Origin of the sequence: Pseudolabrys sp. FHR47 (assembly GCF_005153485.1) — a bacterium.
Taxonomy (GTDB): Bacteria; Pseudomonadota; Alphaproteobacteria; order Rhizobiales; family Xanthobacteraceae; genus Pseudolabrys.
Window position 1 is genome coordinate 2,317,338 of the sequence record NZ_CP039740.1, and the last position, 25,067, is coordinate 2,342,404.

The 25,067-nt window shown below is 64.4% G+C and carries 20 protein-coding genes; 18 read left to right on the forward strand and 2 right to left on the reverse strand.

Going from position 1 to position 25,067, the window contains the following annotated elements; translation table 11 throughout:
• Positions 1-349: 349 nt before the first annotated feature.
• Positions 350-3,796 carry a DNA polymerase III subunit alpha gene (gene dnaE / locus E8Q40_RS11495; protein WP_137044690.1) on the forward strand — a complete coding sequence of 1,149 codons (3,447 nt, stop codon included), beginning with the start codon at positions 350-352 and terminating at the stop codon, positions 3,794-3,796.
• Between the two features lie 39 nt (positions 3,797-3,835).
• Positions 3,836-5,653, forward strand: coding sequence for a Na+/H+ antiporter NhaA (gene nhaA, locus E8Q40_RS11500; protein WP_137044691.1), 1,818 nt, complete (start codon positions 3,836-3,838; stop codon positions 5,651-5,653).
• 61 nt (positions 5,654-5,714) lie between these two features.
• Here nhaA and zigA read toward each other — a convergent pair whose 3' ends face one another.
• On the reverse strand, positions 5,715-6,917 hold the full coding sequence (gene zigA / locus E8Q40_RS11505) for a zinc metallochaperone GTPase ZigA (protein ID WP_137044692.1): 1,203 nt from the start codon (positions 6,915-6,917) through the stop codon (positions 5,715-5,717).
• Between the two features lie 46 nt (positions 6,918-6,963).
• Positions 6,964-7,239, reverse strand: a complete 276-nt coding sequence (locus E8Q40_RS11510; RefSeq protein WP_137044693.1) for a hypothetical protein — start codon at positions 7,237-7,239, stop codon at positions 6,964-6,966.
• A gap of 694 nt (positions 7,240-7,933) precedes the next feature.
• Here E8Q40_RS11510 and E8Q40_RS11515 point away from each other — a divergent pair.
• The 16 genes from E8Q40_RS11515 (at position 7,934) to E8Q40_RS11590 (ending at position 25,053) form a co-directional block, all read left to right on the forward strand.
• On the forward strand, positions 7,934-8,938 hold the full coding sequence (locus tag E8Q40_RS11515) for a 30S ribosomal protein S2 (RefSeq protein ID WP_137044694.1): 1,005 nt from the start codon (positions 7,934-7,936) through the stop codon (positions 8,936-8,938).
• 112 nt (positions 8,939-9,050) lie between these two features.
• Complete coding sequence (gene tsf, locus E8Q40_RS11520; RefSeq protein WP_137044695.1) at positions 9,051-9,980, forward strand: translation elongation factor Ts; 930 nt, start codon at positions 9,051-9,053, stop codon at positions 9,978-9,980.
• A gap of 60 nt (positions 9,981-10,040) precedes the next feature.
• On the forward strand, positions 10,041-10,754 hold the full coding sequence (pyrH, locus tag E8Q40_RS11525; protein WP_137044696.1) for a UMP kinase: 714 nt from the start codon (positions 10,041-10,043) through the stop codon (positions 10,752-10,754).
• 111 nt (positions 10,755-10,865) lie between these two features.
• Positions 10,866-11,423, forward strand: a complete 558-nt coding sequence (gene frr / locus E8Q40_RS11530; RefSeq protein ID WP_137044697.1) for a ribosome recycling factor — start codon at positions 10,866-10,868, stop codon at positions 11,421-11,423.
• Between the two features lie 14 nt (positions 11,424-11,437).
• On the forward strand, positions 11,438-12,190 hold the full coding sequence (locus E8Q40_RS11535; protein ID WP_137044698.1) for an isoprenyl transferase: 753 nt from the start codon (positions 11,438-11,440) through the stop codon (positions 12,188-12,190).
• On the forward strand, positions 12,190-13,032 hold the full coding sequence (locus E8Q40_RS11540; protein ID WP_137044699.1) for a phosphatidate cytidylyltransferase: 843 nt from the start codon (positions 12,190-12,192) through the stop codon (positions 13,030-13,032). The genes E8Q40_RS11535 and E8Q40_RS11540 overlap by 1 nt, the downstream gene beginning before the upstream one ends.
• A 5-nt stretch (positions 13,033-13,037) precedes the next feature.
• Positions 13,038-14,273: a 1-deoxy-D-xylulose-5-phosphate reductoisomerase gene (gene dxr / locus E8Q40_RS11545; RefSeq protein WP_168197809.1), complete on the forward strand. Its 1,236-nt coding sequence runs from the start codon at positions 13,038-13,040 to the stop codon at positions 14,271-14,273.
• Between the two features lie 214 nt (positions 14,274-14,487).
• Complete coding sequence (gene rseP, locus E8Q40_RS11550; RefSeq protein WP_137044701.1) at positions 14,488-15,633, forward strand: RIP metalloprotease RseP; 1,146 nt, start codon at positions 14,488-14,490, stop codon at positions 15,631-15,633.
• Between the two features lie 168 nt (positions 15,634-15,801).
• A complete protein-coding gene (bamA, locus tag E8Q40_RS11555) occupies positions 15,802-18,303 on the forward strand; it encodes an outer membrane protein assembly factor BamA (protein WP_137044702.1) in 2,502 nt (833 codons plus the stop codon).
• A gap of 68 nt (positions 18,304-18,371) precedes the next feature.
• The gene (lpxD, locus tag E8Q40_RS11560; RefSeq protein ID WP_137044703.1) at positions 18,372-19,424 is read left to right on the forward strand and encodes a UDP-3-O-(3-hydroxymyristoyl)glucosamine N-acyltransferase; all 1,053 of its coding nucleotides are present in this window, start codon (positions 18,372-18,374) and stop codon (positions 19,422-19,424) included.
• A 10-nt stretch (positions 19,425-19,434) separates the two neighbouring features.
• Complete coding sequence (gene fabZ / locus E8Q40_RS11565) at positions 19,435-19,893, forward strand: 3-hydroxyacyl-ACP dehydratase FabZ (RefSeq protein WP_137044704.1); 459 nt, start codon at positions 19,435-19,437, stop codon at positions 19,891-19,893.
• 63 nt (positions 19,894-19,956) lie between these two features.
• Positions 19,957-20,772 carry an acyl-ACP--UDP-N-acetylglucosamine O-acyltransferase gene (lpxA, locus tag E8Q40_RS11570; RefSeq protein WP_137044705.1) on the forward strand — a complete coding sequence of 272 codons (816 nt, stop codon included), beginning with the start codon at positions 19,957-19,959 and terminating at the stop codon, positions 20,770-20,772.
• Positions 20,769-21,638 carry an LpxI family protein gene (locus tag E8Q40_RS11575; RefSeq protein ID WP_137044706.1) on the forward strand — a complete coding sequence of 290 codons (870 nt, stop codon included), beginning with the start codon at positions 20,769-20,771 and terminating at the stop codon, positions 21,636-21,638. Before lpxA ends, E8Q40_RS11575 begins: the two co-directional genes overlap by 4 nt.
• Positions 21,635-22,798 carry a lipid-A-disaccharide synthase gene (gene lpxB, locus E8Q40_RS11580; RefSeq protein WP_137044707.1) on the forward strand — a complete coding sequence of 388 codons (1,164 nt, stop codon included), beginning with the start codon at positions 21,635-21,637 and terminating at the stop codon, positions 22,796-22,798. The genes E8Q40_RS11575 and lpxB overlap by 4 nt, the downstream gene beginning before the upstream one ends.
• A 102-nt stretch (positions 22,799-22,900) precedes the next feature.
• Positions 22,901-23,950, forward strand: a complete 1,050-nt coding sequence (locus tag E8Q40_RS11585) for a beta-ketoacyl-ACP synthase III (RefSeq protein WP_246662809.1) — start codon at positions 22,901-22,903, stop codon at positions 23,948-23,950.
• Between the two features lie 80 nt (positions 23,951-24,030).
• A complete protein-coding gene (locus E8Q40_RS11590) occupies positions 24,031-25,053 on the forward strand; it encodes a Gfo/Idh/MocA family protein (protein WP_137044708.1) in 1,023 nt (340 codons plus the stop codon).
• The last annotated feature ends 14 nt before the right edge of the window (positions 25,054-25,067 follow it).

Consider the following 25,067-nt stretch of genomic DNA (forward strand, 5'->3'; position numbering starts at 1 on the left):
TCGGGTTAGTGTCTCGCCGTGCGTTCCAGTTGAGAGTTTCACGTTTAGCCAACGTGTCTGTTGCGTACCACTGCTGTCTGTAGCGTAGCCCGCGTCTAGTCATGTCCGGCCGGCGTTCCCCGACGCCTTCGCCGGCATGACGGGTCGGTTCGCGCGATAAAGGTCGAGGGTTCCGGCTGTCCATGCCGCCTGGGGATCGGGCGGGAGGACGGGCCGGCCCTGTATGCCTCGTGCCCTGTGTAAAATCGGCAGAACCGGCAGCGATGCGCCGGCGAGGGTGGACGAGGCGGCCGCGTGTCCCCACTGTGGGGACCCAAGGGAATCGCTTCAAAGCCGCCGAACGCACATCATGGCCGATCTCGATTTCGTGCATCTGCACGTTCATTCCGCATACTCGCTGCTCGAGGGCGCGCTGCCGATCGGCAAGCTTGCGGATCTGGCCAAGGCCGACAAGCAGGCGGCGCTGGCGCTGACCGACACCGACAACATGTTCGGTGTGCTGGAATTCTCCGAGAAGATGGCCGGCTCCGGCATCCAGCCGATCGTCGGCGTCGCGCTCGCCGTCGACTTTGGCGATACCGAGAACGGGCCGCGCGCCGCGCTTGCCGCCCATGAACGCCAGCGCCTTGTGCTGTTGGCGGCGAGCGAGGAGGGCTACCGCACCCTGATGCGGCTCAATTCGCGCGCCTTCATGGAGTCGCCGCCGAACGAGCCGCCGCGCGCCCGCATCGAATGGCTGGAGGAGGAGCGCGCCGGCATCGAGAAGGGCATCATCGCGCTGACCGGCGGGCCGTCGGGGCCACTCGATCGTGCGATTGCCGCCGGGCAGAGCCAGGTCGCCGCGACGCGCCTCGACCGGCTCGCCGCGCTGTTCGGCGACCGTCTCTATATCGAGCTGCAGCGCCATGGCACCGCGGTCGAGCGCGGCGTCGAGAAGGTCTTGATCGATTTCGCCTATGAGCGTGGCATTCCGCTGGTCGCGACCAACGAGCCGTTCTTCGCCTCGAGCGCCGATTACGAATCCCACGATGCCCTGATCTGCATCGCCGAGGGCCGCTACGTCGCCGATGGCGAGCGCCGTCAGCTCACGCCCGAGCACCGCTTCAAGTCCCGCGCCGAAATGGTGGCGCAGTTTGCCGACCTGCCGGAGGCGATCGCCTCGACGGTCGAGATCGCACAGCGCTGCGCCTTCCGGCCGAAGACGCGCAAGCCGATCCTGCCGCGCTTTGCCATGGGCACGGACGAGGCGACCGAACTGCGCCAGCAGGCCGAGGCCGGTCTCGCCCGCCGCATCGAAACCGCCGGCATCGCCGAAGGCTTCACCGAAAAGGACTACCGGGACCGGCTCGACTTCGAGCTCAACGTCATCGAGAAGATGAAGTATCCCGGCTACTTCCTTATCGTGTCTGACTTTATCAAGTGGGCAAAGGATCACGGCATCCCGGTCGGCCCGGGCCGCGGTTCGGGCGCAGGCTCGTTGGTGGCCTATTCGCTGACCATCACTGACCTCGATCCCTTGCGCTTCGGCCTGCTGTTCGAACGCTTCCTCAATCCCGAGCGCGTGTCGATGCCCGACTTCGACATCGACTTCTGCCAGGACCGCCGCGAAGAAGTGATCCGCTACGTGCAGGAGCGCTACGGCCGCGATCAGGTCGCACAGATCATCACCTTCGGCACTTTGCAGGCGCGGGGCGTGCTGCGCGACGTCGGCCGTGTCCTGCAGATGCCCTACGGTCATGTCGACCGGCTCTGCAAGATGGTGCCGCAGAACCCGGCGGCGCCGATCAGCCTCGCCAAGGCGATCGAAGACGAGCCCAAGCTGCAGGCCGAGGCCGAGAGCGATCCGACCGTGGCGCGCGCCTTCGCCATCGCCAGGAAGCTCGAGGGCCTGACGCGCCACGCCTCGACCCATGCCGCCGGCATCGTCATCGGCGACCGGCCGCTCAACGAGCTGGTGCCGCTTTATCGCGATCCCAAGTCCGACATGCCGGTCACCCAGTTCAACATGAAGTGGGTGGAGCAGGCGGGGCTGGTGAAGTTCGACTTCCTCGGCCTCAAGACCCTGACCACGCTCAAGACGGCGGTTGAGCTTCTGAAATTGCGCGGGGTCGAGGTCGATCTCGGCGCCATCCCGCTCGACGACAAGAAGACCTACGACCTTCTGACCCGCGCCGAAGCGGTCGGCGTGTTCCAACTGGAAAGTCAGGGCATGCGCCGGGCGCTGCTCGACATGAAGCCCGACCGTTTCGAGGACATCATCGCGCTGGTCGCGCTCTATCGCCCGGGCCCGATGGCGAACATCCCGACCTACTGCGCGCGCAAGCATGGCGACGAAGTGCCGGAATACATCCACCCGAAACTGGAGCCGGTGCTGAAGGAAACCTTCGGCGTTATCGTCTACCAGGAGCAGGTGATGCAGGCCGCGCAGTTGCTCGCCGGCTATTCGCTCGGCGACGCCGACTTGCTCCGCCGCGCCATGGGCAAGAAGATCCGCTCCGAGATGCAGAAGCAGGGCTCGATCTTCGTCGAGGGCTGCGCCAAGAACGATATTCCGAAGGCGCAGGCCGAAGCGATCTTCGAACTGCTCGAGCGCTTCGCCGACTACGGCTTCAACAAGTCGCACGCCGCAGCCTACGCGCTGGTCGCCTACCAGACCGCCTATATGAAGGCGAATTACCCGGTCGAATTTCTTGCTGCTTCGATGACCCTCGACATGGGCAACACCGACAAGCTGTCGGAATTCCGCGCCGAGGCCGAGCGTCTCGGCATCAAGGTCGAGCCGCCATCGGTCAACCGTTCCGGCGTCGAATTCGGCGTCGAAGGCAACACCATCATTTACGCGCTCGCGGCGCTCAAAGGTGTCGGCCGCCAGGCGGTGGAATCGATCGTCGAAGCGCGGGGACAGAAGCCGTTCGCCGATCTCGCCGACTTCGCCGCGCGCATCAATCCGCGCGCCGTCAACAAGCGCGTGCTGGAAAGTCTCGCCGCCGCCGGCGCCTTCGACGAGTTCGACAAGCACCGCGCCCGCGTCTTCGCGGCGATGGACAAGGTGATGGGCATCGCCCAGCGCACCCACGAGACGCAGGCCGTGGGCCAGAACGATTTCTTCGGCGGCTCCGGCAAGGCTGAGCCGATCGCGATGCCGAATGTCGAGCCGTGGTTGCCGGCCGAGCGCCTCAAGCGCGAATACGAAGCGATCGGTTTCTTCCTCTCCGGCCATCCGCTCGACGATTACGCCGCCGTGCTCAAGAAGATGCGCGTGCAGAGCTGGGCCGAGTTTTCGCGCGCCGTGAAAAGCGGTGCCACCGCCGGCAAGGTCGCCGGCACCGTGGTGTCGCGGCAGGAGCGGCGCACCAAGACCGGCAACAAGATGGGGATTTTCGGCTTGTCGGATGCTTCCGGCGCCTACGAGGCGGTGATCTTCTCCGAAGGCCTCGCCGAATATCGCGATCTGCTCGAACCCGGCAAAGCCGTGCTGATGGTGTTGTCGGCGGAAGTGCAGGGCGATGAGGTGCGCGCCCGCATCCAGTCGGCCGAACCGCTCGACCAGGCCGCCGCCAACCTGCAGAAGGGCTTGCGCGTGTTCCTGCGCGAAGCCGCGCCGCTCGAGGGCGTCGCCAAGCGGCTCGAGCCGGCGCCGCCGCGCGCCAGCGGCGCCGGCGAGGTCAGCATGATCCTCCTGCTGGCGCAGGGCCGCGAGGTCGAGATCAAGCTCGATGGGCGCTATAAGGTATCGCCGCAGATCGCCGGCGCCATCAAGGCGGTGCCCGGCGTCGTGCAGGTCGAGGCGCTCTGAGGGCGGGCGTCCGTCGCTCAATCGGTGAAGAGGTCGGCCTTGACGACGATCCGTGCTTATCTCGACCGTCAGGTCGATCCCGAAACCGATCATGTGCTCGGCTCGGAAAAAGCGCAGATCTCGCTCGTCGAGTACGGCAGCTATGCCTGTCCCTATTGCCGCGCCGCCAATGAGCGCATCATCGAGGTGCGCGAGGAACTGAGCGACCGGCTCTGTTACATCTTCCGCCACAAGCCGCTGACCGGCAGCGAACTGGCGCTGCGCGCCGCCGAGCTGATCGAACGCGGCGACCCGGCCAAATTCTGGGAAGCCCATGTCCTCCTGATGACGCGGTCGGGCGAACTGACCGAAGACGACTTAGGCGCCGCGGCCGAACTGCTCGGCATCCCGCTCGAGGACGTCAACAGCGATGCCGCGCAGAAAGCGGCCGCTCATGTTCAGCGCGATATCGACAGCGCCAAGGAGAGCGGCGTGTTCGTGACGCCGACTTTCTTCATCAACAACCGCCGCTACGACGGGCCGTGGGACGAAAGCTCGTTCCTCGATGCGCTGCTCAACCGGCTCGGCCATCGCTTCCGCATCGCGGCGCTCGATTTCGCCGGTTGGGCGCCGTCGGCCGGCATCCTGTTGCTGCTCACGACCGTGCTGGCCGTGGTGCTCACCAATTCGATGGCCGGCGAAGCCTTCGCGCAGTTCTGGAACATTCCGTTCGGTTTCTCGCTCGGCGGCGCGTCCTTCAATCTGTCGCTGCTGCACTGGATCAACGACGGTCTCTTGACGATCTTCTTTCTTGTCGTCGGCCTTGAGATCAAGCGCGAGTTCACCGTCGGCCATCTGTCGAGCCCGCGGCTGGCGGCCTTGCCGATTGCCGCCGCCATCGGCGGCATGGTGGTGCCGGCTCTGCTTTATCTCGCTATCATTCCGGCCGGGCCGTGGCTGCACGGCTGGGGCACGTCGATGGCGACCGATACGGCCTTCGCCATCGCACTCATCGCCATGATGGGCAGCCGCGTGCCGGTCGAACTGCGCATCTTTCTCACCGCGGCCGCCATCGTCGACGATATTGGTTCGATCGTTGTGGTCGCGATTTTTTATACCGGCTCGCTTCACATGAGCTGGCTCGGCGGCGCCGTCATCGTGCTCATCGGGCTGGCGATGCTCAACCGTTGGCGCTTCTATAGCGTTACGCCCTATGCGGTGCTTGGCATCGTGCTGTGGGCCTGCGTCCATGCCGGCGGTTTGCATGCGACGCTCGCCGGCGTGCTGCTGGCGCTGTTCATTCCGACGCGGCCGCCGGCGAACATGCAGGCGCTGATCACGCAGGCCAACACCATCATGGGCACCGAATCCAAGCGCGCGGGCGAGGCGCTGCGCCATGGGCCATCGGCGGCCGCGTTGCGCGCGCTCGATGCGATCTTCGACCGGTTTGAATCGCCGGCCGATCGCCTGCTGCGCCACGCCGGCGACCGCTCGAGCTACATCGTGCTGCCGCTGTTCGCCTTGGCCAATGCCGGCGTCGCGTTCTCGCTCGACGTGTTCCAGGGCCACCAGTCGCTGATGCTGGCGATCGGGGTGGGGCTTCTGATCGGCAAGCCGCTCGGTATCGTCGGCGCCTCGGCGCTGGCGGTGGCGCTGCGCCTGGCGGTCAAGCCCGAGGAATATTCATGGCGGCAACTCACGGGCGCCGGCGCGCTCGCGGGCATCGGCTTCACCATGTCGCTCTTTATCGCCGGGCAGGCCTTTCCGGTGGCGACGGATTACGCCGCCGCCAAGATCGCCGTATTCGCCGCCTCGGTGCTGTCGGCCATCGTCGGCGTCGCCATTCTGTGGAACGCCAAGGCGCCGGAGGAGAGCTAAAGCGTTTTCGAGCGAAGTGGACACCGGCTCGCGTGAAGAAAACGCGTCAAAAGAAAAGCGCCTAACCCGCCTGCCGCTGCCAGACCGGGAACGGGTCGGTCAGCTTGCGCCAGGCGGCGATGTCCATGCCGGGCTTGCCGCGCACGAGGCAGGCATCGAGCCGGGCGCGGATCGCTTCCTCGTCCATGTTGGTGCCGATGAACACGATCTCCTGACGGCGGTCGCCGTAGAGCGTGCTCCAGTTGCGTTTGAGCATTTGCTGCCAGTTCGGATCGCGCGGCCAGCGCGCTTCCGGCACCGCCGCCCACCAGAAACCGAGCGCGCCGGTGCGCACGATGGAGCCGGCCTGGCTGAGTTCGCCGAGCCATTCCGGCCGCGTCGCCAGCCAGAAGTGACCTTTCGCGCGGATCACGCCGGGCCAGGGCTCATTGAGAAACTGCTGGAATTTCTCCGGATCGAACGGACGCCGCGCGCGATAGACAAAGTTCTTCACGCCGTATTCTTCCGTTTCCGGCATGTGATCGGCGAAGCCGTACAATTCTTTGGCCCATACCGGATGCTGTTCGGCCTTTTCGAAATCGAAGCGGCCGGTATCGAGTACGCGGTCGAACGGCACCTGCGCGAAATCGGTTTCGATGAGATCGGCGTCGGGATTGAGCGAGCGGATGATCTGCCGTGCCGCCTGCACCTGCGCCTCGGTTGCGTCGGCGATCTTGTTGAGCACGACCACATCGGCGAATTCGATCTGATCGACCAGCAGATCGACCAGGGTGCGCTTGTCGTCCTCGCCGAGCGACTCGCCGCGGTCGCGCAGGAAGTCGCGCGAAGCATAGTCCTTCAGCAGATTGGCGGCATCGACCACCGTTACCATGGTGTCGAGGCGTGCGACGTCGGACAGGCTGTCGCCGTTCTCGTCGCGGAACGAGAAGGTGGCGGCGACGGGCAGGGGCTCGGCAATGCCGGTCGATTCGATCAGCAGATAATCGAAGCGGCCTTCCTCCGACAGCTTGCGCACTTCCTTGAGTAGGTCCTCGCGCAAGGTGCAGCAGATGCAGCCATTGGTCATTTCGACCAGCGTTTCATTCGTCCGCGACAGGTTCGCACCGCCATCCCTGATCAGGTCGGCGTCGATGTTCACTTCGCTCATGTCGTTCACAATCACAGCGACCTTCAGGCCCTGCCGGTTGTTGAGAACGTGATTCATCAGCGTCGTTTTGCCGGCGCCGAGAAAGCCCGAAAGGACGGTGACGGGGAGTTTGCTCATGGGAGTCTTCTTGGGAGTCCATTGTCGGTAAGACGAGCGCGTCGGCTCATTGCAGATGGTCGTTGGACGGCGCGCCGGCGGTGAGGCAGGCGGCGAACATCGCGATGATGCGCGCGGCATGGGCCGGGCCGTAGGCAGCGACGAGGCGCGGCATGGCTTCGCTGATGAGCGTGGCGGCCAGCGTGTCGTCGGTGATGCCGGTGCATTCGGCCTTGGCGATGGCTTTGCGCAGCAGGTCCTGGGCCTCGCTAAAACGGGCCGGCAGCCGCTCGGGGTCGAAGAATTCCGGGGCGGCGAGCATCTGGTCGCGGAGCTTGTGCATGGGAGCTATCCTATGAGTGCAATGTTATAACATAACGTAATTGAGTCAAGAACGAGGCGCGAGGACTCTTGACTTTAATTCCTACGGCGATTATTCCTATAACCGTCCTGCTCGGCCGAGGGCGTCATCTAGAGGCGTCTTTTTGACGGAGCAGGGCGCGGTGCCTGCGGGCCTGGCGAAACGCACGCCGGGCGCTCGGGCGGCGACGGGGCTCCGCCCGCCGGCAATATGACCGGCTGCAAGGAGCTTGCTGATGGTGAGCGCTACCCGCGAGAGCGGATCAGCCGCCAGAAGCGCGGCCCGCCGCCGTAATGACACCGCGATGGAGCGCCGCGGGGCGCAGGTTCTCCGCGTTATGGAGAACCGCGCACCGCAAGGTGCGAAATCGAAGAGCGCCTCGCGGCGCTCCATCCCCTCGGCGTATGCCGAGGGGGGAAGGGGAAGGCAGGCCGCCCCGGGCCTTCAAAGAACAGGGGCGATGACGTGCGTCTTTTCAGGGCCTTAAGGGCCATCCGGCGCCTTGCCACCCGCGATTCATGCCTATATAAGCCCGGCTCATCACTCACGCGGAGAGTTGGCCTCTCGCCCCGACAATGGGCGAAGAAGCCGTCCGGTGGCCCAATTTCCCTTTGAAAATCAAAGGCTAATTTAAGGGCTCACACACCCTCCGCGGCGGATCAACCGGAGAATATCTATGGCTCTTCCTGACTTCTCGATGCGTCAGCTTCTCGAGGCTGGCGTCCATTTCGGCCATCAGGCCCACCGCTGGAACCCGAAGATGGGTCAATACATCTTCGGCACCCGCAACAACATTCACATCGTCGACCTCGCCCAGACCGTGCCGCTGCTGCACACGGCGCTCAAGGCCGTGTCGGATACCGTCGCCAAGGGCGGCCGCATCCTGTTCGTCGGCACCAAGCGCCAGGCGCAGGACCCGATCGCCGACGCTGCCAAGCGCTGCGCCCAGTACTACGTCAATTCGCGCTGGCTCGGCGGCACGCTGACCAACTGGAAGACGATCTCGGGCTCGATCCAGCGCCTGCGCAAGCTGGAAGAGATCCTCAACTCGGCGGATGCCGGCGGCTACACCAAGAAAGAGCGCCTGACGATGCAGCGCGAGCGCGACAAGCTCGATCGCTCGCTCGGCGGCATCAAGGACATGGGCGGCGTGCCCGACCTGATTTTCGTGATCGACACCAACAAGGAAGACATCGCGATCAAGGAAGCGCGCCGGCTCAACATCCCGGTCGCCGCCGTCGTCGACACCAACTGCGATCCGAACGGCATCACCTACGTCGTGCCGGGCAACGATGACGCCAGCCGCGCTTTGTCGCTGTATTGCGACCTGATCGCGAAGGCCGCCATCGACGGCATCGCGCGAGCGCAGGGCGAGCGCGGCGTCGATCTCGGCGCCTCGGAAAAGCCGATTGCGGAGCCGATCCCGACGGCCCCGGCCACCGCCGACCTCGGCTTCGAACAGCTTCCGGGACCGCGCGGCGTCGCCGACGACCTCAAGAAGCTGCCCGGTGTCTCGGGCGCGATCGAAAAGCAGCTCAACGATCTCGGCATCTTCCACTATTCGCAGATCGCCGAACTGTCACCGACCGCTGCGCATAATGTCGGCGAAGAAGTCGGCCTGCCGGGTCGCGTCGATGGCTGGATCGCCAAGGCGAAGACCATGCTCGCGGACGCCGAGTAACAAAATGATCGGCCGGCCCCCATATAGGGTGCCGGCAACTCGCTCTGAACGAAAGACGCCAGCGGCCAAAGTCCCGGACTTTGGCCGCCTTGGCGGATAAAGGATTTTACCGATGGCAAATATCACCGCACAGATGGTCAAGGAGCTGCGCGAGTCGACCGGCGCCGGCATGATGGATTGCAAGGCCGCGCTGAACGAGACTGCCGGCGACATGGCCCAGGCCCAGGACTGGCTGCGCAAGAAGGGCTTGTCGAAGGCTGCCAAGAAGGCCGGCCGCGTCGCCGCCGAAGGTCTGATCGGCGTGAAGGTCAAGGGCACCAAGGCCGTGGTCGTCGAGGTGAATTCGGAAACCGACTTTGTCGCGCGCAACGATCTGTTCCAGGGTCTTGTGTTGATGAGCGCGGATGTTGCGTTTGACGTCGGCACCGATGTCGAGAAGATCAAGGCGACCAAGGTCGGTTCGATCACCGTCGCCGATGCCTTCAACGACACCATTGCCAAGATCGGCGAGAACATGACCTTGCGCCGCGCCGCCTCGCTCGAAGTGAGCAAGGGCGTGATCGGCCAGTACGTGCACACCGCGGTGTCCGAGGGCCTCGGCAAGATCGGCGTCATCGTCGGCCTTGAATCGCCAGGCAACGTGGACGAACTCACCGCGCTCGGCCGCCAGCTCGCGATGCATGTCGCGTCGTCGAACCCGATCGCGCTCGACGCGTCGGGCGTGCCGGCCGACGTCATCAAGCGCGAAAAGGACGTGCTCGCCGACAAGTTCCGTCAGCAGGGCAAGCCTGAGAACATGATCGAGAAGATCGTCGAGAACGGCCTGAAGACCTTCTACAAGGAGCAGACCTTCCTCGAGCAGCCCTTCATCTTCGACGACTCCGGCAAGAAGAGCGTCGCGCAGGCGGTGAAGGAAGCCGAAGGCAAGGTCGGCGGTCCGATCAAGATCACCGGCTTTGTGCGCTATGCGCTCGGCGAGGGCATCGAGAAACAGGAATCGGACTTCGCCGCCGAGGTGGCGGCGGCGGTCAAGCCGAACTGAACGAAGGAAGCGGCGGTGCATAAGGCGCCGCCGCTCTCGCAATGAGGGGACCGCGGGCCGATGGCTGATCCCAAGTACAAACGCGTCATCGTCAAATTGTCGGGCGAAGCGCTGTCCGCCGACAAGGGCTTCGGCATCGATCAGGCCATTGTCGAGCGCATCGCCGCGGATCTCGCCGCGACGGCGAAGCTGGGCGTCGAACTCGGCGTCGTCGTCGGTGGCGGCAACATCTTCCGCGGTGTCGAAGTGTCGAACCGCGGCGTGCCGCGCCCGGTCGGCGACACGATGGGCATGCTGGCCACGGTGATGAACTGCCTGGTGCTGGAAGCTGCTATCGAGCGCGCCGGGGTCGAGGCGCGCACTTTGTCGGCGCTGGCCATGACCGCTGTCTGCGAGACCTACAACCGCAAGCGCGCGATGAAGAATCTGGCCAAAGGCCGGGTCGTCTTGCTGGCCGCCGGGACCGGCAATCCATTCTTCACCACCGATACCACTGCGGTGCTGCGCGCCGCGGAACTTGATTGCCAGGCGGTGCTGAAAGCGACCAATGTCGATGGCGTCTATACCGCCGACCCCAAGAAAGACCCGTCCGCGACGCGCTACGACCGCGTGAGCCACCAGGAAGCCCTCGAAAAGGACCTCAAGGTGATGGATGGCACGGCCTTCGCGCTTGCCCGCGAGAACCGCTTGCCTATCATCGTTTTCTCGATGGCGGCCAAGGGGGCGGTCGAGGCTGTGTTGCGCGGCGAGGGGCGTTCGACGCTGGTCGGCTAGTCGAATCCGCCTGGACGAACTAAATCCGGCTTACCGCTGCGATGTGCGCACGGTGAAGGCCACACGCGATACGATCGAACGGCGGCCGCCTAAACAAGCAGGGGAAGCGTCATGGCCAATGCCACTCATGACATGAACGAAATCAAGCGTCGTATGGCCGGAGCCGCCGCGTCGCTGAAGACCGAACTCTCGGGCCTGCGCACGGGCCGGGCCTCGACCCATCTGCTCGATCCGGTGATGGTCGACGCGTACGGCCAGAGCATGCCGCTCAATCAGTGCGCCAGCGTCACGGTGCCGGAGCCGCGTCTGATCGCGGTCAGCGTCTGGGACAAGTCGCTGGTCAAGGCAGTTGAGAAGGCGATCGTCGATTCCAACCTCGGCCTGTCGCCGGCGACCGAAGGTCAGACCATCCGCCTGCGCATTCCCGAACTGAACCAGGATCGCCGCAAGGAATTGGTGAAGCTCGCGCACAAATATGCCGAGACCGCGCGCGTCGCCGTGCGCCATGTGCGCCGCGACGCACTCGACACGCTCAAGAAGCTCGAGAAGGATCACGGCAAAGACGAGATCGAGCGTTTCACCGCCGAGATCCAGAAGGCGACCGACGCCGGCATCGCCGAAGTCGATCAGTTGCTCGCTGCGAAGGAAAAGGAAATCCTCACGGTCTGAGGTCGAGCCAGAGAATGTCCGACGCCGAGCACCAGCAGACCGCGGCTTCCACGGAAGTGCCGCATCACGTCGCCATCATCATGGATGGCAACGGGCGCTGGGCGTCGGCGCGGGGCATGCCGCGGGTGGAGGGCCACCGCCGCGGCGTCGAAGCGGTGCGACGCACGATCCGCGCCGCCGGCGAACTCGGCATCAAGGTCGTCACAATCTTCTCGTTTAGCGCCGAGAACTGGTCGCGCCCGGCGAGCGAAGTCGGCGAATTGATGGGGCTGCTGCGCCGCTTCATCCGCAACGATCTCGCGCAACTGCATGAGAGCGGCGTGCGCGTGCGCATCATCGGCGAGCGCGAAGGGCTCGAACCCGACATTGCGCGGCTGCTTACCGAAGCCGAGGAACTGACCCGCAACAACACGAACCTCACGCTGGTGGTCGCCTTCAATTACGGCGCCCGGCAGGAGATCGTGCGCGCGGCGAAACGCGCCGCGCAACTCGTCGCCGATGGCAAGCTCAAGCCGGACGATATTACGCCGGACAGCTTCGCGGGCTTCCTCGATGCGCCGGATATTCCCGATCCCGATCTGATCATCCGCACCAGCGGCGAGCAGCGCCTGTCGAATTTCCTGCTGTGGCAGTCGGCCTACAGCGAACTCGTCTTCGTGCCGACCTACTGGCCCGATTTCGACCGCGCGGCGCTGGAGGCGGCGATCGACAGCTTCCGTCAGCGCGAGCGACGCTTCGGCGGTCTCGCTGCCAGGACCGCATCGTGATGACGGCGCCGGCCGACACGTCAGAGCGCAAGCCCAGCAATCTTTTGCTTCGCGTTATCTCCGCCGCCGTGATGGCGCCGGTCGCCATCGGTGTGGCGTATCTGGGCGGCTGGGTGTTCGCGGTTTTCTGGGTGCTCGCGGCGCTCGCGGTGCTTTGGGAGTGGATCGGCCTGGTTGCCGGTCGCGATCACCGGCTGATGCTCGTGTCGTGCGGCGGTGCGATCGTGGCGGCCGCGGTGCTGGCCTGGACCGACCATCCCGTCGCGGCGGTGCTGCTGATCGTGCTGGGCGCGCTCGCCGCATCGATTTTTGTGCCACGCACGCAACGTCTGTGGATCGTCGCGGGTATTGGCTATGCCGGCAGCATGATGCTGGCACCGATCGTCCTGCGCGGCGAGGACTGGACCGGTTTCGCCGCCATCGTTCTGTTGTTCGCCGTCGTATGGACTACCGACGTGCTGGCTTATTTCACCGGCCGCGCCATTGGCGGACCGAAGCTGATGCCCTCGGTCAGCCCGAAGAAGACCTGGTCGGGCGCTGTCGGTGGCACCATTGGCGCAATCGTCGCGTCATGGGCGGTCGCTACGATGTTCGGCGGGCTCAACATCGCGGCCATTGCCGCTGTCGCGTTTGTGCTGTCGATTGTGTCGCAGGCAGGCGATCTTCTTGAATCGCAGGTCAAACGCCATTTCAACGCCAAGGATGCCAGTCAGCTCATTCCCGGCCATGGCGGTGTCATGGACCGGCTCGACGGCTTCTGGGCGGCGGTGATCGTCGCGGTTGCCATCGGTCTGTGGCGCGGCGGTTTCGACGAGCCGGCGCGCGGCCTGTTGATATGGTGAGCGGCATGAGTGTCGGCGGGCTCGCAGCGACCAGGCTATCATCGTCGAAGCCGCAAACGAAAGCGCGCAGCGTCAGCATTCTCGGCGCTACAGGATCGATCGGCTCGAGTACGGTCGATCTTATCAAACGCTCGCCGGAACGCTTCCGCGTCGAAGCGGTGACCGCGAACAGCAATGCAGCGGCGCTGGCTGCGATTGCGCGCGATCTCGGCGCCCGTGTCGCCGTGCTCGCTGATGACGCCGGTTACGCCGATCTCAAATCGGCGCTTGCCGGTACCGGTATCGAAACCGCGGCGGGCGCGGCGGGCCTGATCGAAGCCGCGCAACGCCCGGCCGATTGGGTGATGGCGGCGATTGCAGGTGCCGTCGGCCTGAAGCCGACTTTGGCCGCGATCGAGCGGGGCGCGACCGTCGCGCTTGCCAACAAGGAATGCCTCGTCTGTGCCGGCTCTTTGTTCATGCGCCGTGCGAAGATGTCCGGCGCGGCGGTGCTGCCGGTGGATAGCGAGCACAACGCCGTGTTCCAGGCGCTCGGTGCGGGTCGGCGGGAGGACGTGTCGCGGGTGATCCTCACCGCGTCGGGTGGACCGTTCCGGACCTGGACGCTGGACCAGATCAGGGCAGCGACGCCGGATCAGGCACTCAAGCATCCGAACTGGTCGATGGGCCCGAAGGTCACGATCGACTCCGCGACGCTGATGAACAAGGGCCTCGAGGTGATCGAGGCGCATCACCTGTTCGGTCTTGCGCCCGACGAGATCGAGGTGCTGGTGCACCCGCAGTCCGTGGTGCATGGGCTGGTCGAGTTCCGCGACGGCTCGGTGGTCGCCCAGCTCGGACCGGCGGATATGCGGGTGCCGATCGCCCACTGCCTCGCCTATCCGGAGCGGCTCGACGGCCCGGTGCCACGGCTCGATCTGGCAGCCTTGCGCGAACTGACTTTCGAGAACCCGGACCTCACCCGGTTTCCGGCCCTCGCTCTGGCCCGGCAGGCGATGATGACGGGCGGCGCGGCGCCGACGGTGCTCAATGCCGCCGACGAGGTGGCGGTCGCCCAATTCATGGCCGGGGGCCTGAGCTTCCCCGGGATCGCGGCGCTGGTCGAGGCGACCCTCGAAGCCGCCGCCAGGCGTGGGCTTCTGGCCGAGCCGGTATCCGTCGAGGCGGCTCTCGCCGTTGACCATACCGCGAGAGGACTGGCCCGTGAGCTCTTGCTCAATAATGCCGTAAAGGCATTCTAGTGCCCTGTTTCCGAAGTTCGTGATACGTTGAGGCAACCTCAGACACGAACTTCGGAAACGAAAGGGCACTGGCAAGTATATTCGTACTAGTGCCGCTTATCGATTTGAAGTTCCTGAAAGAATTTGCGGTAGACTGCACAGGAACTTCAAATCGGCGGCACTAGTCACCTTTCGGACATAGTGTGGCCCGTCTGGGCCGGGACGAGGATTTCAGATGAGCGTTTTCGAGCAATTGGGCGCCTTCGGTGGCGGGGCGGCCGGCTACATCGTTCCGTTCCTGTTCGTCCTGACCATCGTCGTGTTCTTCCATGAGCTGGGCCACTTCCTGGTCGCGCGCTGGTGCGGCGTGAAGGTCATGGCTTTCTCGATCGGTTTCGGGCCCGAGATTGTTGGCTTCAACGACCGTTACGGCACCCGCTGGAAGCTGTCGGCCATTCCGCTTGGCGGCTACGTAAAATTCCTCGGCGACGACAACGCTGCGAGCGTGCCCGACCACGAGGCCGCCAAGGCCATGAGCGAAGAGGAGCGCAAGGTTTCCTTCGTCCACAAGCCGGTTGGCCCGCGCGCGGCCGTAGTCGCAGCCGGCCCCATCGCCAACTTCATCCTCGCGATCCTGATTTTCGCCGGCGTCTTCATGGTCGCCGGCAAACAGACCACCACCGCGCGCGTCGATACGATCCAGGACAGCAGCGCCGCCCAGGCTGCCGGGTTCAAGCCAGGCGACCTGGTGCTGTCGATCAACGGCAACAAGATCAGCAGCTTTGCCGATATGCAGCGTATCGTCAGCATCAGCGCGGGCGAGAAGCTCGCGGTTGAGGTCGATCGTGGTGGCGAGCGCGTCCAACTCACCGCCGTACCGCAGATGCGGGAAGTGAAAGACAACTTCGGCAACGTCCACCGTCTCGGCGTGCTCGGCATCAGCCGGTCGATGGCTCCCGGAGACATTCGGACCGAGACGATGGGACCTGTCGCTGCCTTGGTGGCCGGCGCCCAGGAAACCTGGTTCGTGGTCGATCGAACCCTCTCTTACATCGGCGGGATTTTCGCGGGCCGAGAGAGCGCCGACCAGCTCGGCGGTCCGATCCGTATTGCCCAGGTGTCGGGCCAGGTGGCCACCGCCGGTTTCGTGGCGCTTTTGCACCTGACGGCGGTTCTGTCGGTGTCCATTGGCCTACTCAACCTGTTCCCGATCCCTCTGCTGGATGGCGGCCACCTTTTGTTCTACGCGGTCGAGGCCGTCCGGGGCCGCCCGCTGTCGGAACGCGCCCAGGAGGTAGGGTTCAGAATCGGGCTGGCGATCGTGTTGATGTTGATGATTTTTGCAACCTTTAATGACATCCTCCATCTGGCGACGTCATAATCGTTGCCGAGCTGCAACTTGATGAGGGGAAAGGGAAAGTCCGGCTGGCAGTTTCGTTTGCAGCGCGCCCAAAACGCTGTACAACGCTACCCGACGACGGGCCAAAAAGAGTCGGTCGGGGCCAGGTGCGGTATCGGCCGCAGGGACTAAAAAAAGGGCGCGTTGCGCATGGGACTTAGTGTGCGGGTTGTTCGGGGACTGACCCTCTCTCTGGTCTTCCTCGGTGGTATCCTTGTTGGGACCGCCGGTGTGACCATTTCCGCCTCCACGCCCGCTATGGCCCAGTCGGCGAGTTCGATCGCCGTGCAAGGCAACCGGCGCGTTGAAGCCGACACCATCCGTTCCTATTTCCGCGCCGGCCCGGGCGGCCGTCTCGGCGCCGCCGAGATCGACGAGGGCCTGAAGGCGCTTTACGCGACCGGTCTGTTCGAAGACGTCCGCACCAGCAATGCCGGCGGTCGTCTGGTCGTGACCGTGGTCGAGAACCCTGTGATCAATCAGGTCGCCTTCGAGGGCAACAAGAAGGCCAAGGACGACCAGCTCAAGCTCGAAGTGCAGTCGAAAGCGCGCGGCACCTTGTCGAAGCCGACGGTGCAGTCGGACGTGCAGCGCATCATCGAGATCTATCAGCGCAGCGGCCGCTTCGACGTTACCGTCACGCCGAAGATCATCGAACTGCCGAACAATCGCGTGAACCTTGTCTTCGAGATCAAGGAAGGCGAGAAGACCGGCGTCAAGGACATCCGTTTTGTCGGCAACAATGCGTTTTCGCGCAGCCGCCTGAAGGACGTCATCAAGACCGCGGAAAGCAACTTCCTGAGCTTCCTGCAGACCACGGACATTTACGATCCGGATCGCGTTGAGGCCGACCGCGACCTGCTGCGCCGCTTTTATCTCAAGCACGGCTATGCCGACGTGCGTATCGTTTCGGCGGTCGGCGAATACGATCCGTCGAAGAAGGGTTTCGTCATCACCTTCACGATCGACGAGGGCCCGCAGTATCGCGTTGGCACCGTCGAGGTGATCTCCAACGTTCGGGCCATCGATACCAGCGACCTGCGCAGCAGGGTCAAGCTGTCTCCCGGCAGCATCTACAACGCCGACATGGTCGAGAAGAGCGTCGAAGCGATGTCGATCGAGGCCGCCAAGCGCGGCTACGCCTTCGCCAACGTGCGCCCGCGCGGCGAGCGCAAGCCCGAGACGCGCACCATCAATCTTGCCTTTGTCGTCGAAGAGGGTGCGCGCGCCTATATCGAGCGCATCAACATCCGCGGCAATATCCGCACCCGTGACTATGTGATCCGTCGCGAGTTCGATATTTCGGAAGGCGACGCTTATAACCGCGCGTTGATCGACCGCGCGGAGCGCCGCCTCAAGAACCTCAACTTCTTCAAGACGGTGAAGATCACCAACGAGCCGGGCTCGGCGCCCGACCGCGTCGTGGTCAACGTCAATGTCGAGGAAACCTCGACCGGCGAATTCTCCATCGCTGGCGGCTACTCGACCGCCGACGGCTTCATCGCCGAAGCCAGCGTTGCCGACCGTAACCTGATGGGCCGCGGCCAGTTCGCGAAGGCGGCCGTGACCTGGGGTCAGCGCACCCGCGGCATCGACCTGAACTTTGTCGAGCCCTATTTGCTTGGCTACCGCATGGCGGGCGGCATCGATCTGTTCGCGCGCAAGAACGACGCGTCGAACTCGGTTTCGTACGACATCACGACCTACGGCACCAACCTACGTCTCGGTTTTGCGCTGACGGAGGAGCTGTCGTTCGCGCCGCGTTATTCGATCTACCGGCAGGAAATCACGCTGCCGGATCAGTACAATAACTGTAAGTATCCAGGCACGACGCCGGGTTCGATATTCTCGTCCGGCACGCCGTCGGGCTATCACGCGCATGCTCTGCCGGTGACGCCTGGCGATGAGTGTTATGCCGACGGCGAAGCTTCGCTGGCCGTCCGCAAGGAACTCGCCAATGGCCCGGTTACGGTGTCGATGGTCGGCTACACCACCGCCTATAACACGCTCGACAACAACAAGAGCCCGACGTCTGGTCTCTATGCCGAACTCAAGCAGGACTTCGCTGGCGTCGGCGGCGACGTGAACTTCATCCGTACCACTGCCGAAGCGCGCACTTATTACGAAGTGGTGCCGGATGTGGTCGGCGTGCTCAAGGTGCAAGGCGGCAATATCTCGGGTTGGGGCAGCAAGGACCTGCGCATGCTGGATCACTTCCAGATGGGTCCGAACATCGTGCGCGGCTTCGCCACCAATGGTCTCGGCCCGCGCGATCTGACCTCCGGCACCAACAACGACGCGTTGGGCGGCACCAAGTTCTGGGGTGCAAGTGTCGAGTTCCAGACGCCGCTTTACTTCCTGCCGAAGGAGATCGGTATCAAGGTCGCGGCCTTTGCCGATGCGGGTAACGTCTGGGGCTATGAAGGTCCGACATCGTGGAGCGTCACCGGTGAAACCCTCGCGGTTGGTCTCGACAGCGCCAGCAACATCCGTTCGTCGGTCGGTGTCGGCCTGATCTGGGATTCGCCACTCGGACCGCTGCGCTTCGACTTCGCTTATCCGCTCAAGAAGTACTGCGCGCAGGCGACGTTGGGCGGCGAAGTCTGCGACAAAACGCAGATGTTCCGGTTCGGCGGCGGCACCAAGTTCTGATCGCCGCCCGCCCGGGCGGCGGCCATCCGGCGTCGGGGCTGGCGTCAGGCAAGTGCAGCAAGGTCGGGATGAGCGAGCCGCTATTTCTCCGCGAGTCAGGCGGGCTGACGCTTGATGAAGTCGTCACGCTGACCGGCGCCACCATGGCGGCGGGCAGCGCCGGCGGACGTCGCGTAGTCAACGTGGCGCCGCTTGATCGTGCGTCGCCGTACGACATCACGTTTTTCGACAACAAGAACTTCGCCAAGGACGCGGCTGCGACCCATGCGGCCGTGTGTCTGACGCGTGCCGACCTGACCGCTCTGTTGCCGTCGCGGACCACGGCGCTGATCGTGCGCGAACCGTTCAGGGCTTTCGTGCAGGTCTCGCGGGCGCTGTTCCCGGACTCTCTGCGACCGATATCGATCGTGTCCGCCGGTGCGACCGCAGGTGCGCATATCGAAGAGACAGCGCGCTTGGAAAGCGGCGCGACGGTAGAGCCGGGCGCGGTCATCGGCGCCGGCGCCGAGATCGGCAGCGGCACCGTGATTGGCGCGACCGCGGTGATCGGATCCGGCGTGCGTATCGGCCGCGATTGCTCGATCGGTGCCAGCGCCGTCATCAGCAATTCTCTGATCGGCGACCGCGTCATTATCCATCCCGGCTGCAAGATCGGCCAGGACGGCTTTGGCTATGTCATGGGCGGTACCGGACATCTCAAGGTGCCGCAGATCGGGCGCGTCATCATTCAGGACGACGTCGAAATCGGCGCGGGTACCACGGTCGACCGTGGCGCCATCCGCGATACCGTCATTGGCGAGGGCACCAAAATCGACAACCTGGTGCAGATCGGCCACAATGTCTCAATCGGCCGGCATTGCGTTCTGGTTGCTTTTACGGGTATTTCGGGCAGCGCCACGCTGGAGGACTTTGTTGCGATGGGCGCCCGGGCTGGCGCGATTCCCAACGTCACGATTGGCGAGGGTTCGCAGATCGCGGCATCGTCGAATGTCGCCAATGACGTGCCGCCCGGATCGCGGTGGGGTGGTTCCCCGGCCAAGCCGATGAGGCAGTGGCTGCGGGAAATCAAGATGGTCGAGCGGGCAGCGCGTCAAAAAGACAGCGTCGCGGCCGATGAGTGAGAGAGCCGTTATGGATGAAATGGTCACGACGCTGGAAGCGGCCGACATCGCGACGGTGATGCAGAGGCTGCCGCATCGCTATCCGTTCCTGCTTGTCGATCGTGTCGTCGATATCCGCGGCGATGAGTATGGCTGCGGCATCAAGAACGTCACCATCAACGAACCGCAGTTTCAGGGCCACTTTCCCGGCAACCCGATCTTTCCCGGCGTGCTGATGATCGAGGGCATGGCGCAGACCGCGGGCGTGCTCTGCATCGGCGCGACGACGTCGGAACAACCGAAATCGGTGTTCTTCTTGACCATCGACAACGCAAAATTCCGTAAGCCGGTGAGGCCGGGCGACACGCTCGAATATCACATGACGCGCACGGCGCGGCGCAAGAACATGTGGTGGTACCGCGGCGTCGCCAAGGTCGCCGGCAACGTGGTCGCCGAAGCCGATCTCGGCGCCATGATTTCCGACCGTTAGCGCATGATCCCGAAAAGTGGGAACCGGTTTTCGGACAAGATCATGCGCAAAAAGAAGTGATTTATGGCTGATAGTCAGATTGACCCGAGCGCGCGCGTTGCATCCGGCGCGGTCATCGGCGCGGGCGTTCAAATCGGCCCGTTCTGCACCGTCGGCCCGAATGTGAAGCTCGCCGATGGCGTGCGCCTCGTTTCGCATGTCAACGTCACCGGCCACACCACGATCGGCGCGCGCACGATCGTTTATCCGTTCGCTTCGCTGGGCACGCCGCCTCAGTCGCTCGGCTACAAGGGCGAGCCGACGCGGCTCGAAGTCGGCGAAGACAACGACATTCGCGAACACGTCACCATGAACACCGGCACCGCGGCCGATCGCGGCGTCACCACCGTCGGCAACAACTGCTTCTTCATGGTCGGCAGCCATGTCGCCCATGATTGCGTCGTCGGCAACAAGGTAATTTTCGCCAACAACGTGCTGCTCGGTGGCCATTCGCAGATCGGCGACAATGTTGTGTTCGGTGGCGGCGTCGCGGTGCGCCAGTTCGTTCGCATCGGGGAAGGTGCGATGATCGTCGGCCTGTCCGGCGTGCGCGCCGATGTGATCCCGTTCGGCATGGCGCACGGACCCTTGGCCGATCTTGTCGGACTTAACGTTGTCGGTATGCGCCGGCGCGGTTTGAGCAAGAGCGAAGTGCATCGCGTGCGCGCCGCCTATCAAGACCTGTTCTTCGGCGATGGTGAGTTCAAGCCGCGTATCGACAAGGTGGCCGCGGACTACGCCGGTGACGCGCTGGTGATGCGCATCATCGAGTTCATTCGCGCCGGCAAAAGGCCTCTGACCATGGCCTCGATGCGCAACGGGGCGGAAGACCTCCAATGAACGCCGATCTGGCCGCGCCGTCTGAAGGACCGCTGGCCATGATCTGCGGCGGCGGCGCTCTACCGATGGCCGTGGCCGACTATGTCGCGGCGCGCGGTCGCAAGGTCGTGTTGTTTCCGCTGACCGGCGCCGCCGATGGATTGCCGGTCGAACGCTATCCGCATCATCGGATCAGGATCGGACAGCTCGGCAAGTTCATGCGCCTTGCCCGCGCCGAAGGCGCGAAAGACGTCGTGTTCATCGGCTCGCTGGTGCGCCCGCGCATTCTGCAGACGATCCCCGATTTCAAGGCGTGGACCATGATGCCGCGCATCATCGCGGCGTTCCGGGGCGGCGACGATCATCTGCTCACCGGCATGGCGCGGCTTCTCGAAGAAGAAGGCTTTCGCTTGCGCGGCGCGCATGAGGTGGCGCCGGAAATTCTCGCGCCGCAAGGCGTCCTCGGCCGCGTGCAGCCGAGCGAGGCCGACCGCGCCGATATCGAATTCGGCCTCGACTATCTCGACGCCGCGAGCTCGTTCGATATCGGGCAGGCGGTCGTCGTTGCGAACCGTCATGTGCTCGCGGTCGAAGCCGTGGAAGGTACAGATTTAATGTTGGCGCGGGTCGCCGAGCTGCGTGCGAATGGCCGCATCCGCGCGGCGAGTGGCCGCGGTGTCATGGTGAAGGCGCCGAAACGCGATCAGGATCGCCGCTTCGATCTGCCGTCGATCGGACCGCGTACGGTGGAGAGTGTGGCGCAGGCCGGGCTTGCCGGCATTGCCGTTGTCGCCGGCGCCACCGTCATTGCCGAGGCTGACAAGCTCGCCACTGCCGCGGACCGCGCTGGCATCTTCATCGTCAGCGTGCCGGAACGGCTGCCATGACGGCGGCCGCGCCCGGGCCGCATGTCTATCTGGTCGCCGGCGAAGAGTCGGGCGATCGCCTCGGCGCGGCGCTGATCCGGGCGTTGCGCCGAGAGCGCCCCGATATCCGTTTCTCGGCCGTCGGCGGCAGTCACATGGCGGACGAGGGCGTGGCGAGCCTGTTTCCCCTCGGCGAGTTAGCAATCATCGGCTTCGCTGCCATCGTCAAAAACCTGCCGTCCATCCTCAAGCGCATCAACGAAACGGCCGATACCGTGGTGGCGGCGAAACCGGACCTGCTGGTTATCATCGACAGCCCGGAGTTTACTCATCGCGTCGCGCGCAAGGTGCGGGCGAGGGCGCCGCAGATTCCGATCGTCGATTATGTCTGCCCGTCGGTCTGGGCCTGGCGGTCCGGACGGGCCAAGGCGATGCGCGGCTATGTCGATCGCGTATTGGCGCTGCTGCCCTTCGAGCCCGCGGCCATGGCCCGGCTCGGCGGACCACCGACTGTCTTCGTCGGCCATCCGCTCGCCGAGCAGGTCGACAAGCTTCGGCCCGAAGGCGGACCGGCGAGCCGGCTGGAAGGTCCGCCGCTGGTGCTCGCCATGCCCGGCAGCCGTTCGGGCGAAGTCCGGCGCATGGCAGAGGTATTCGGCGCGGCTCTAGGCCAACTGGCTGCCCAAATGGGCCCGTTTGAGGTGGTGGTGCCGACCGTAGAGCGGCTGGAGACGGCCGTCCGGGAGGCCGTGGCGCGTTGGCCGCTCCCGGCGCGGGTTGTGACGCAACCCCACGAGAAATACGCCGCTTTCCGCCGCGCCCGCGCCGCGCTGGCCAAATCCGGTACGTCGACTCTCGAACTGGCCCTGTCCGGGGTGCCCATGGTCACGGGCTATAAGGTGGCCGGACTTGAGGCCGTCGTGGCCCGCCTGCTGATCAAGGTACCCTCCGTGATACTGGCTAACCTGGTCCTCGGCCGGAATGTGGTCCCTGAGTTCCTGCAGCAGGACTGCACGCCCAAAAACCTGGCTCAGGCGCTGGCGCCGCTGCTTGCGGATACGCCGGAGCGGCGGCAACAGGTGCAGGCTTTCGCCGAACTCGACGAAATCATGGCGCTCGGGCAAGGCTCGCCCAGTGAGAAAGCGGCGGCTGTCGTTTTGGCCACATTGCAGCGAATTTAACCGTCGGCACTGCGAAAAGGTGGCGCCTGGTTCCCGGAACGCTTATTTTGCCTGTCCCGGCCCGAGATTTCGATTCCTGAGGCCCGAGCGGAAAACAACCCAGTGCCTGTGCCCTCCCGAGCATCGATTACCGCTGTCCACGGCTATGTGCCGCCGGACCTTTTGACCAACGCCGACCTCGCGCGCATGGTCGATACCACCGACGCCTGGATTACCGAGCGCACCGGTATCAAGGAGCGCCACATCCTCAAGGGCGAGGGTCTCGGCACGTCGCACATGGGCGCCGAGGCCGTGCGCGGCCTGCTCGCGAAGACGAACACGAGGCCGGAAGAGATCGACCTGCTGATCTGCGCGACGACGACGCCGGACATGCAGTTTCCGTCGACCGCGAACCTGATCTGCGACATGGTCGGCATCAACAATATCGGCTCGTTCGATGTGCAGGCGGCCTGCTCCGGCTTTCTCTATTCGCTGACCATCGCGTCGCAGTTCATCGCCACCGGCACCGCAAAGAAAGTTATCGTCGTCGGCGCCGACAAGATGTCGTCAATCATGGATTATCAGGATCGCGCCACCTGCGTGATCTTCGGCGACGGCGCCGGCGCCGTGCTGCTCGAGCCGAACAATCAGGGCTACGGCATCATGGACGCGTTGATCCGTTCGGACGGATCCGGCTCCATTCATCTGCATCAGAAGGCCGGCGGCTCACGCATGCCGGCCTCGGCCGACACGGTCGCCAAGCGCCTGCACTACGTGCACCAGGAAGGCGCCGCGGTTTACAAGTTCGCCATCGCCAAAATGGCGGAAGTGTCCGGCGAGATCATGACCCGCAACAATCTGCGTGGCGATCAGATCGACTGGCTGGTGCCGCACCAGGCCAACAAGCGCATCATCGAGTCGACCGCAGAGCGCATGGGCCTGTCGATGGACAAGGTGATGGTGACCATCCACAAATACGGCAACACCACCAATGCCACCATCCCGCTGTGCCTGTGGGATTACGAGCCGCAGTTGAAGGCCGGCAACAAGATGGTGTTCGCCGCGTTCGGCGGCGGCTTTACCTGGGCCGGCGTGTATGTGCAGTGGGCCTATGACGGTGCCAAGGCCGCACAACTGGCGCCGAAGCTCAGCGGCAATGCCGGCCACGCCTAGGCGTTAAGCCGATAATTTGATCGAAAGGCCAGCGGCGATTAACGCCGCGGCAAGGGACGAACGTCTGCGGAGGAGAGCTCGTGGCGAAGCATCGCGTCGGCGTCATCGGGCTGGGCATGGCGCTCAAGCCGCATCTCAAGAGCCTCGAAGAGTTGTCCGACCGCGTCGAAATCGCCGCGTGCTTTACGCCGTCGGCCGAGCGCCGCAAGGCCTTTGCCGCCGCCAACAAACATCCCGTCGTCGACAGCCTCGGCGCGATCCTCGGCGACAAGTCGATCGATGTCGTTTTCGTGCTGACGCCGCCGATGTCACATCTTGAACTGGTCGAGCAATGCGCCGTCGCCGGCAAGCATGTGCTGCTGGAAAAGCCGATCGACTTCACCAGCGCGCGCGGCGAGCAACAGGTCGCCGCCATGGACAAGGCCGACCGCAAGTTCGCGGTGATGCTGCAGCACCGCTTCCGTGACGCCTCGCGGAAACTGCGCGCCGCCGTACAAAGCGGCGAACTCGGCGAACTCGTGTCGGCCTCGGCCTCTATTCGCTGGTGGCGTACGCCGGAATATTTTGCCCAGCCTGGCCGCGGCATGAAGGCACGCGACGGCGGCGGCGTTCTCATCACGCAGGCGATCCACACGCTTGACCTGTTCCAGAGCCTGACCGGGCCGATCGCGAAAGTCACCGCCTTTGCGAAAACTTCGCCGCTGCGCAAGATCGATACCGAGGACATCGTCGCCGGCGCCATTGAGTTCAAGAACGGCGCCATTGGCACTATCGACGCGACCACCGTGTCCTATCCGGGCTTCCCGGAAAAGCTTGAACTCGCCTGCACCAACGCGACCGCGGTACTGAACGCCGAGACGCTCGACATCTATTTCAAGGATGGCCGCCATGCGCATCACGAAGGTGCGGCGTCGAAGAGCGGCGGCACCGACCCGATGGCGTTCCCGAACGACGCGCACAAGGGTCTGATCGTCGATTTCCTCTACGCCATCGACAATAACCGCGAGCCGGAATCGAGTGGCCGTGAGTCGCTCAAGGTGATGCGGCTGATCGAAGCGATGCTGGCGTCGGCCGAGCAGGGACGGCCTGTCGCTATTGGCTGAGTTGGCTGGCTTGA